This is a genomic window from Nostoc sp. WHI (genome assembly GCF_015714725.1).
In the GTDB taxonomy this organism is placed as follows: Bacteria; Cyanobacteriota; Cyanobacteriia; order Cyanobacteriales; family Nostocaceae; genus Nostoc.
The window spans coordinates 1-11,111 of sequence record NZ_WBKM01000039.1; the positions used below are offsets into that span (position 1 = coordinate 1).

Consider the following 11,111-nt stretch of genomic DNA (forward strand, 5'->3'; position numbering starts at 1 on the left):
GTTATAACTTAGAAGATACTAAGGCATCAGGAAAACGGTTAATTTCTCTAATTTTATTAATCTCGCTTGCCTATACATCTGCAACTATATCTGGTCAAGAAATTAAACGTATGGGTGTTCAAAAATATGTCGGTCGAATTAAAGAATCGGGGCGGACAGTTCGCCGTCATAGCAGTTTTTATATTGGATTATATGGAGCTAACTGGGTCAATTTTATGGAAAATTCTTACGAACTGGTGGCGGAGTTAATGACATTAGCTCCTAATAAGCGAAAGTATTATCAACAAGGAGAAAGGGCTATGAGGCTTATTTTATCTGCATTCTAGCCCTTTTTGTCCCCCCGTAAGCAATACTTCACTCCGAACATAGACATTTCCGCTTTTGACAAAACAACCATACCCAATCGAGGGCAGATGTGATCTCAATACGTTTCGGTTAAGGTTTTTTAATGAAAATTCTAGCTCGGTAAGACGCGATAAATCGTCGTCACGACGAAAGATTGATTATTGTAGAGACGGCGATTTATCGCGTCTCTTGCCTTAACCGAAACGTATTGGATGTGATCTCTGGCTGTCTAATAAGCATTTTATTTCCCCTCGACATCAACAGCCAAACCTAAATTTGGGAATACTCAATTTAGTGGCTTGAGGATGAAACTGTGGTAGAAGAAGGTGCATATTGGCTAGCTTGGGCGCAAATTTCTGGAATTGGCCCGGTATTGCTGCAACGACTGCAACAGCATTTTGGCAGCCTGTCAACAGCTTGGAACGCTACCAAGGTACAGTTAGGAGAAGTAGAAGGTTTTGGTTTTCAGACTCTAGAAAAAGTAGTACAACAGCGATCGCGTTTACACCCACAAGAACTATTCACCAAGCATCAGCAAGAAAATCCCCATTTTTGGACACCAGCAGATGCAGATTATCCCCGTTTACTGCTGGAAACACCGAGTCCGCCACCGATTTTATACTATCGCGGTGAAGTCGAACTCCAAGAAAATCTCGGACAAAAACCGATGGTTGGGATTGTCGGAACCCGCCAACCCTCAGAATACGGTATCCGTTGGACTCGCCAAATTAGTACAGCTTTGGCTAAAAATGGTTTTACAGTTGTTTCTGGTATGGCAGAGGGAATTGACACAGAAAGCCACATCGCCGCCATGAAAGCAGGTGGACGCACGATCGCAGTTTTGGGGACTGGTGTAGATGTGATCTATCCACATAAAAATCGGGATTTGTACAAGCAAATTTTGACGGCTGGGTTAGTTGTGAGTGAGTACCCCACAAAAACCCCACCCGATCGCACCCACTTTCCCCGCCGCAACCGAATCATTGCAGGTTTAAGCCGCGCCATCTTGGTAATGGAAGCCCCGTTAAAATCTGGGGCTTTAATAACAGCCACCTATGCAAATGAATTTGGCAGAGATGTCTATGCATTACCTGGAAGACTGGACGATCACCCATCTCAAGGGTGCTTAAAGTTACTGAGTCAGGGAGCTTCTTTCATTCTCAAGGAATTAGACGAACTCTTAACAATGCTGGGAGCAATACCACAAATTGATCGAGTTGATGCTTCTGAAACAGCAGAACAATTAAGTTTACCTGATTTATCACCAGAATTGCAACGGGTAATAAATACATTTGCTTGTGATGCTTTAACTTTCGATTTTATTGTCCAACAAACGGACATGGCTGCTGGCTCAGTTTCCGGTGCTTTGTTACAGTTGGAACTTATGGGTTTAGTTTCGCAACTGCCAGGAATGCGGTATCAAAAAAGTTAAGATTTAGGGACTAATACCAATTCGTAATTCGTAATTCGTAATTCGTAATTCGTAATTAAGTAAGCCGGATGTATCCTGGGTTTGGTGGTTTGGATCTGTTGCTTGATTGTAGAGAATTGGTATAACAAAAAATAAATTATCCAAAATTATTTGTCCATTTTTAGGAAAGCAAGGAATTGAGTTCCTTGAACAGTTTCAAACCCCGATTGCGATCGCAAATTCTGTTCCTTTCCCTACCTCAGACTGCACACTGATTTGACCACCGTGTTCTTCTACCACAATCTGACGGGCGATCGCTAATCCTAAACCCGTTCCTTTACCAACAGATTTAGTAGTAAATAAATGGTCAAATATTTTTTGTTTAACTTGTTCAGTCATCCCCATAGCATTATCAGCAATTACAACTTGAATTTGGTGATCTTTGAGAATGGTTTTAATAATAATCCGGTTGGGATTGGCTTGAATTTCTTTAAAACTGCGTCCATTATTTGATTCTTCTAATGCGTCAATGGCATTCGCCAAAATATTCATGAATACCTGATTTAATTGACCAGGGAAACATTCAATTTGGGGCAAATCACCATACTCAGTGATCACATTAATATCAGGGCGTTGTTCGTTGGCTTTGAGACGATGTTTGAGAATCAAAATTGTGCTATCAATGCCCTCGTGGATATTAAACGGCACTTTATAATCTTTATCAGCACGAGAGAAAGTGCGGAGACCGGTGCTGATATTTTTCAGGCGATCGCACGCCATCACCATCGCATCAATTATTTTGGGTAAATCTGCTAAACTATAATCCAGGTCGATTGACTCGGCGTGGTCGATAATTTTCTCGTCCGGTGATGGTACAGTTTCTTGATATAGCTTCAAGTGTTGACAAATATCAGCAATCATCGGTTTAACTAGTTGGAGACTAGCAGAAATAAAACCCAAAGGATTATTCATTTCATGAGCTACTCCAGCAACCAAATTACCCAATGCAGACATTTTTTCACTTTGGATAATTTGTAATTGAGCTTGCCCGGCTTGTTGGTAAAGTCTGGCATTTTCCAGGGAGATTGCAGCTTGGGAAGACAGTAGATTAATGACGCTGAGGCGATCGCTAGTAAAAACCCCTTGAGTTAAGCTATTTTCTAGGTAGAGAATTCCCACCAAATGCCCTTGATTAATAATGGGTGTACATAATACACTCTGGGGTTGATGTTCCAACATATATTCCCCAATTAACCCAGGAATATCTGTTTTGCAATTATTTATAATAACTGTTTGTTGGCTATTTTTAACGTAATTGATAATCTTTATGGGAATATCTGGACAATAGTCTAGTGATTGTGAACTGAGGATAGTTTGTATTTCCTCATAATTAATAAAAGTAATTGCTTTAACTTGCCAAGTACCTTCTAAGGGAAGAACTAGGACAGACTTTTTCGCGCCAGAGTTTTCGAGGATAATCCGAGTAAGGCTGGTGATGAGTGGATCTAATTCCAAAGAACTAGAAATAGCTTGAGCAGCTTTGAGGACAGAGGTAAAATCTAAAGTATCGGAAATGTTAGTACTGCCAATATTAGAAGCGTGAGTGCATGAAGAAATCACACCAGAGGAAATAGTTTCCAAGGGGTTGAAGTTGATTCGTTGCTGTTGCAGGATGGATTGGAGTAGTTGGGGATAGGTTTTTTCTAGGTGATTAACTTTGGCTTTTGCTCCCCAACGGGCATAGCAATAGTAAGCTTCTTGCATATATACTTGGGCTACCTTTTCTTTGCCCCAGTCAAGGTAGAATTTAGCTGCGAGTTCGTTAGCTAAGGCTTCTTCTTGGATGTATTCGTTTTCCTTGGCAAGAGAAATTGCGCGATCAAATAGCTCGATGGCTTCCGTCTTTTGTCCTAAAAACCGATGCTTTTCTGCTTCAACTAAATGGTATTTGTGTAGAAGATTCATTGGAGCATAAACTGCCCATTTTTTCATCTTCTCCTGATTGGCAGTCACTTGATTTAGCAAAACATCTCGTTCCGAATTTGCTAGATCAGTTAGTAAAGCTAACCGGACTAGAGAATCGTAAAAATGGAATATCGGAACAGCAAACATTCCTATGACTCCATCTAAATATTGTCCTGCTTTTTCAGCATTTTCTAAAGCTAATAAATACTCTCCAAATAGATAGCAAAGAGTAACTTTGTTTGAATAAAATATATGAAGCCCTAGTCGATCATTAGCTTGAGTAATAATCGGCAGTAATAGCTTTTCATCGTAGGCTTCGCCTTGTAAGTAGCACAAATTTGTAGACTCACCTAGCAAGTTCAAAATTAACTGCCGATACATTTCATTCCAAGAAAAGGGATTTTCTTGCCTCAGTTTATGGATAGCATGGCTATAGCTTGCAATATTCCTGTTTGTTTCTGTAAGCTCCTTGCCCATATAGTAAGAATGACAACATTGAAAAAATCCAGAATAAGCTGCAAATTCTAAATCTCCTGTTTCTAATCCGCTTTGATATGCCGATTGCAAGATAGATAATGTAATTTTTAGATGCTCTTTCCAATGTTTGATATAGCCACAATTCATAGAATTAATTTTGGCTTTAAGTTCTGGAATATTTAATTTAAATAGCAGTTGATTTGCCAATTGACCAAATTTATAACCAGAATCAATATCTTGAACGACACCACATAAAATTAGTCCATAGCCAACATAAGCAAATGCCGAGAAAGAAGCATTACCGTATTTAATAGATAAATTTACTTGTGTAAACACAATTAAGGGATATAGAGCCGGAAAAGTTTTAAATACAACAGGAGCTACACTTGTTAATATCTGCATAGCTGCCAAATTTTCTGGAGTAGTCATTTCTGGCAAAGCAATTAATCTTTCTACATTTATTTCCTGCAAATTTACTGATGTCTCAGCTAAACCATTTTGAATATCAACTAATGTTGGCTGCTCAGGAAAAGTTACTCCTAATAAACGCAAAAACTTTAGTCCGATGTTGGCTGATTCTTGGAGTTGGTTTTCTGCTGCATAGAATAAAATTTTTACTTCAAAAACTTTCACTTTATCCAACAAAGTTTTAGCGTATTTGATTACCTCTTCGGCAAATCTATCAATCTGTTCAAAATTAGTACTGAGATAAGCTGTTTCACTTGCTTTTACATATAGAGTTAGGGTTAGATCATAATGAGTTTGCCAGCTATCAGCAGCCAGAAGTTCTATTCCCAAATTTAAATATCTCAATGCAGCAACATAAGCAGTTGCAGCTGTAGCTTTTTTGCCAGCTATTAAATTTAACTGTGCTAATTCGTTGCGTTCCGTTTGCTCAAAAATCAAGCTCACCCCAACATTCAACTGATTAACAATCTCGAAAATATTATCTTCTTGTAGTGTTGCAGGAGTGTTTTGTAGAAGTAACTGCCCAATTCTGAGGTGAGTAACTTGTTTCTGCTCTTCTGGAATCAAAGAATAGGCAGCTTGCTGCACCCGATCATGCAGAAATTTATATATAACTATCTGTGAATCTGGCTTTAACTCTTGTGTTTCTCGTCCTACATAAAACTTGTATATTTCACTTTGAGGTAAGATGAACCCCTCTTGTAACGCTCTCCACAAATCTGATGCAGTTTCAAGTTCTGACTGTTTAGAAATCATTGCTAGATTCGCTAAATCAAATTGATTACCAATACAAGCTGCAAGTTTCAAAACATTTTGTGTTGCTTCTGGCAGCTTTTGCAATTGCAATGCCATAAATTCAACCACATCATCAGTAATACTTAAGGCTTTTAATGCTGCAATATCACATTGCCAGTAACCTTCTTTAGTGTTAAAGACAATCAACTTATCTTCATAGAGAGCCTTGAGAAATTGTGTACTAAAAAATGGGTTGCCTTTACTCTTTTGATAAACAAGTTGAGTTAATGGTTGAGCAGTTTCTAGGAAGCAGCTGAGGGTATCAGCCACCAATTGATTTAAACTTGATAGACTCAAGGGAGCTAATGTAATCGTGTTAATAGTGGTCTTTGCTTTTCTAATCTCCTCTAAAGTAAACATCAAAGGATGGGCAGCAGAAACTTCATTATCTCGATAAGCACCAATTAATAATAAATATCCACTTGCTGATTCACTCATTAGCAATTGCATCAAATTCAAAGATGCTGAATCTGCCCACTGCAAATCATCTAAGAAAATCACTAAAGGATGTTTCTTAGTTGTGAATACTTGTATAAACTTCTGAAATAATAAATTAAACCGATTCTGCGCTGCATTCCCTGAAAGTTCTGGTACGGCTGATTGTTGACCAATAATTTGTTCTAATTCAGGAGTAACCTCAATAATCACTTGTCCGTTCTCGCCTACAGCTTCCAGAATTTTTGATTTCCATTCTTGCAGTTGCTTGTCATTTTCGGTTAACAACTGCATCATTAAATCACGGAAGGCTTGTACAAAAGCCGAGAAGGGAATATTCCGATTGAATTGGTCAAATTTTCCTTTGATAAAATAGCCACGTTGCCTAACAATTGGTTTATGAACTTCATTAACAATTGCTGTTTTACCAATACCAGAAAAACCCGCTACTAACATGATTTCTGTCTGATGATTCGTAACCCGTTCAAAAGCTGCTAATAAAGTTTGAACTTCGTGTTCACGACCATAGAGTTTTTCTGGGATAATGAAGCGATCGCACAAATCCCATTGAGCAATAGGAAAGTATACAATTTTGCCTGTTTCTTTGACTTGAGTCAAACAATTTTCTAAATCATGTTTCAAGCCTAAAGCACTCTGATAACGGTCTTCAGCATTTTTTGCCATCAATTTGATCACGATGTCACAGATAACTTGGGGAATCAGTTCTCCATTTTTGAATTTTGAATTTTGAATTTTGAATTTATCTGGTTGTTTAGCAATATGACAATGTACCAATTCCATTGGATCTTTTGATGAAAATGGTAATTCTCCTGTCAATAACTCATAGAAAGTAACACCTAAAGAATAAAAATCAGTGCGATAGTCAACCCCGCGATTCATTCTGCCAGTTTGTTCTGGTGATAAATAAGCAAGTGTTCCTTCTAAGACATTGGGATTTTTAATTTCCTGGGTTTCTTTAGGTAACAGTGAGGCAATACTAAAGTCGATGATTTTGACTTGCTTTGTCTGGGGGTGAATTAGAATGTTTGCAGGTTTGATATCTTTGTGGATCACCTGGTGATGGTGCAGATGGTTGAGGATGTCGGCCAGTTGTAGGGCGATCGCTAAAAACTCTGTTAGCGCCAGTGGTTGGGTGGGAAAATAGTCCCGTAGTGAAATGCCCCCAAAATCTTCCATCACCAGTGCATAACTATTGCGGTAAAATTCTAGGGTGTACGGCTGAATAGTCCCCGTTATATCTAAATTTTTAGCGATCGTATACTGGTTGCGAAACTGCAATAATTCACTAATGGTTGGGTACTCACGGTTGAGCAATTTGACAACAACTGCAAGCTTGTCTGTTTGGCGAATACCGCGATAGACCACGGTTTTAGAGCCAGTATAAAGCTGTTCTATTAGGTGATATCCAGGAATTACTACCGTCGTATCCACGGGAACGTTCATCTTTACTTACCTCAACACAAAAATTTCGTTGCGGAAATTGATAAGCTTAGTATTCCCGTGGCTTGAGTACTTTATAACGTTTCGTGGAAGTCCCCTACCTCAATATATTCATAGCCTGAGGATTGTGAGCGGGTATTGAAGATTACATAGAATATTTACTAACTTTTTAGCCTACAAACTAGAATGTAATGGTGCAAAGTTAGTTGAGATTGATACTAAGCTAATGTATTTTTAATTTGCATAAGCAGGGCGATTAAGATGCCATTGGTGTCAACTTAAGCTAAAATCCCTTTTAAACCTCGTTTCTAGCCAGAGGCTAGAAATGCTGCTCATCGGGCTGCTGCCGCAAGTCTTGAGGCGGAGCCTCCCGTTAGGCATTCCCAGTCGGAGACTGGGAACGAGACAAAAGATTGATTATTGTAGAGACGGCGATTTATCGCGTCTCTTGTCTTAACCGAACCGTATTGGAACGCTGCCCACCCGACGATATTGGATAATTTATTTATTGTAAATCCCTAATTATTGCGTTCACCCCACACCAATACTTTTCGGATTGAGGTTGGAGCAAGGAAATATCGGTATTTCATCCTTTTTTTATCTTGGGGGATAATACTGCGGATTTATAACTGGAGATTGATAACTATTTGCGGGTACAGGACTAACAACAGGGGGCTGATAACCATTTGCGGGTATAGTGCTTGTGACACTGTTGGGGATCACAGCATTTTGGCTAAACTCTTGGTAGGCAGCACGAGAAATTGAGCTAATCAATTTTTCGGCGCGAGGATCGTTATTGGGGCGTTGTACCATGACAGCAGCTACATAGCGCTTGCCAGTTGGAACAACAATTAACCCTGCATCTGCCAGGATAGTACCAATATCACCCGTTTTATGGTATATTCTCGCGCCTGTTCCCAAACCTGATGGTAGCAGAGTGTCTCTCTGAGTGCGACGCAAGATGTCGAGCATGAGATCACGTGAGGGCACACTCACTAAATTTCCCTGACTCACAATAGCCATCAAATTCGCCAATTCCCTGGGACTAGTGGTGTTTGTCCCTGGTAAATCTGGGAGTTGATTGCGAATTATTGTGGCTGTCAATCCCCAACTGCGGAAACGCTGGTTTAAAGCGTCTATGCCTCCCAATCGGGCAATCAGCATGTTTGTAGCTGTGTTATCGCTAATTGTAATCATTTTAGTGGCAACTTCCAGAGCTGCGTACTGGGTTCCGGGTGGTTTGTATTGCAAATTTCCAGAACCGCCACCTACCATATCCTGTTGCATGGTCAGCATTTCATCCAGGCGGATTTTTCCTGCATCCAAATCCTGAAAAAAGGCAATTAGAATCGGCACCTTAATTGTGCTAGCCGCCGGAAAACTGGCGGAGCCATTGAAATCTACATAATTACCAGTATCTAAATCTACTAAGAAAACTCCGGGTGTAAGATTTGGGTTAGTCGCCGCCAAATTTTGTACGGCATTTTTCAAGGTGATAATTTCCTGGGATAGGTACAGGCTCGAAACTGTAACTGGAGGAGTTTGGGTAGGTTGTGGCTGCGATCGCGCCACATTACTATTAGATTGGAGTGTAGAATTTGTGGTTATCCGATTAGCAGGGTCTAATACTGACAACACCGTGCCAACAATTGCACCCATCCCAACACCGACAATCAACAACCGCACAATATACAACATAGTTTTGGCCATTGGCTTTAACCGCGTCTTCCGCGATGAGCGCCTGCCTATTTTTGGCTCTTCCATCCGCACTGTTTTAACCATCACAGCACCTGGTCGGAAGGGAGGAATTTTTCCCTTTACAGTAGGTATTGGTTTTACTGCCCCTGGCATGACTAAACCCGATTTGACCCTGCGTGTAGCACCAGGGTTTGGGGGAGGACTGATTCGATTTTTTGAGCGTGTTAGCGCCGCTTCTCCTGCCTTCGCACCTGGCTGCTGGCTTTTAACTTTCACTTTCTTTTGTGCCACTTTCTGAACCTTTTGTGGATGCTGGCGGCGATTTAAGGATTGACGCCGCGAGAAAGCTGTTAGTTCGTCACTTGACTCTGACACCGTTACTCCTTGTGACCCACTTGACCCTCCGAATTTTAGATTTTAAATTTTGGATTTTGGATTGTTTTCGGTTCAAGCTCCGCTCCTTGTGGGCGGAATGAATCTAAAATTCCCAAGCTGCAATCCAAGAGTAGGTGCAGTAAATCTAAAATCTAAAATCCAAAATCCAAAATTGTTTGACTGTTTTCTTGCAGACTCCTGACCCAAACCTTAATCTTTAAGCAATATTAATACTTAAATTACACTTTGCCACTAAGTAGCATTTTTGGGTTTAGTTTAAGGCATATTAATTATTTTAGTGGGATGATTGCGTATATATTAAACGAATTATTATAACTTTTCACTACTACTCTGGTTTTTAATCGCCCATTCTACCTGCTGCAAAATTCCTCGCAGCATGGCTACTTCCCCAGTTTTCAGGTGAGCGCGATTATAGAGTTGGCGAAATTTTTCCATGCGACTAGCTGCTGTATGCGGATACACATAACCAATTTTCAGTAATAATGATTCTAATTGCTGGTAGTATGCTTCCACAATATCTAAAGGTGCGAGTTCGGTTTGGGGTAAGGTTTGAGTTTCAGATGGCTGTGCAGATTGCGACAGTTCATAACAGCAGATTCCTACGGCCGTAGCTAAATTTAGGATTAAATAATCTTGATTTGTGGGAATGCAAACAAACCGATGTGCATAATTTAATTCTTCATTGGTTAATCCCCGGTCTTCCCTGCCAAAGATTAGTGCTGCGGGTTTTTCTGGTTCCTCTACTAACCAGGGTAGTGCAGTTCGGGGGGTTTCTAAAGGTGTTTGCAAACTCCGAAAGCGACCGGTAGTAGCGATCGCCCTTACACATCCATGCAATGCTTCTGGTAATGTTGCCACTAATACCGCAGATTCTAAAATTTCCTTAGCATGAACAGCCATCACCAAAGCTTCTGCCGACAGATGATCGCATTGGGGGTTTACTAATACTAAATTATATAGCCCGAAATTTTTCATGACTCTAGCGATCGCTCCGACATTTATCGGCCCAGCTGGTTCTACCAACACAATTCTTAATCCAGCCAAGCTCATTTTTTGCCTCCTGCGATCGCACCAGATAATACTTACAAGCTAATTCTCAACATTATATGTTCTGCTGAAAAATTTCCTTAAGATCATTGTAACTTTGCAAGTAAATGCCTACGGTAGATTCACCAAGTAGGTTACTGAATTTACATCTGAACTCTTCTTTCTACCTTTGCGCCTTTGCGCCTTTGCGTGAGCTTTTCATATACCAGTCGGCGAAGATTAACCGGAATATAGGTTCCACTCACGATCAACTGGTCAAATAAGATAAGTTATCTGCTTTAATCATCACAACTAAGTGTTCAATACGTTCATACTCATCTAGTTCTTTTAACTCTGTGGGTGTAAGTTCATCTGCTTTACTGCGTGTTAACAAGGTATGCAATCGTTCTTGCATTTCGGGGGTGGGTTTAAATTCAGTAATTTGTTCAGGAGTGGGGTTGCTGGCCAGAAAATCCAGGATATATCGGTAAACTTGTGCTGGTACATCTGGTTGTTGGAGGCTCAGATCGCCTACCTGTGCTAATTGTTGAGATAATTCTTCTGATACTTCCAGAATGATTCTCGGCATGGGTACTTTCCTGCTGATTGCATTGGAAATTGACTAAATATGACT

Annotated in this window: 6 protein-coding genes and 1 pseudogene; 2 read left to right on the forward strand and 5 right to left on the reverse strand. The window is 40.1% G+C overall.

What is annotated here, in order from left to right:
* A pseudogene (locus F8S12_RS03795) lies at positions 1–326 on the forward strand (IS4 family transposase); the annotation flags it as partial.
* A 332-nt stretch (positions 327–658) separates the two neighbouring features.
* Positions 659–1,777, forward strand: coding sequence for a DNA-processing protein DprA (gene dprA, locus F8S12_RS03800; RefSeq protein ID WP_196514885.1), 1,119 nt, complete (start codon positions 659–661; stop codon positions 1,775–1,777).
* Positions 1,778–1,780: 3 nt separating this feature from the next.
* On the opposite strand, the gene F8S12_RS03805 is transcribed toward dprA, so the two are convergent.
* From F8S12_RS03805 to F8S12_RS03825, 5 genes are all read right to left on the reverse strand, one after another.
* On the reverse strand, positions 1,781–1,921 hold the full coding sequence (locus tag F8S12_RS03805; protein ID WP_196514886.1) for a hypothetical protein: 141 nt from the start codon (positions 1,919–1,921) through the stop codon (positions 1,781–1,783).
* A gap of 51 nt (positions 1,922–1,972) precedes the next feature.
* Positions 1,973–7,360: an ATP-binding sensor histidine kinase gene (locus F8S12_RS03810; protein WP_196514887.1), complete on the reverse strand. Its 5,388-nt coding sequence runs from the start codon at positions 7,358–7,360 to the stop codon at positions 1,973–1,975.
* Positions 7,361–7,954: 594 nt separating this feature from the next.
* Positions 7,955–9,430 (reverse strand): serine hydrolase, encoded by a 1,476-nt coding sequence (locus tag F8S12_RS03815; RefSeq protein WP_196514888.1) that lies wholly within the window; start codon positions 9,428–9,430, stop codon positions 7,955–7,957.
* 330 nt (positions 9,431–9,760) lie between these two features.
* Positions 9,761–10,501: an RNA methyltransferase gene (locus F8S12_RS03820; protein WP_196514889.1), complete on the reverse strand. Its 741-nt coding sequence runs from the start codon at positions 10,499–10,501 to the stop codon at positions 9,761–9,763.
* Between the two features lie 244 nt (positions 10,502–10,745).
* The gene (locus tag F8S12_RS03825) at positions 10,746–11,066 is read right to left on the reverse strand and encodes a hypothetical protein (RefSeq protein ID WP_196514890.1); all 321 of its coding nucleotides are present in this window, start codon (positions 11,064–11,066) and stop codon (positions 10,746–10,748) included.
* Between the last annotated feature and the right edge of the window lie 45 nt (positions 11,067–11,111).

Bases quoted from the DNA above. Each gene is read 5' to 3' on its own strand.
- F8S12_RS03810 (WP_196514887.1), bottom strand. From the start codon at position 7,360: ATGAACGTTCCCGTGGATACGACGGTAGTAATTCCTGGATATCACCTA.
- F8S12_RS03820 (WP_196514889.1), bottom strand. From the start codon at position 10,501: ATGAGCTTGGCTGGATTAAGAATTGTGTTGGTAGAACCAGCTGGGCCG.
- F8S12_RS03825 (WP_196514890.1), bottom strand. From the start codon at position 11,066: ATGCCGAGAATCATTCTGGAAGTATCAGAAGAATTATCTCAACAATTA.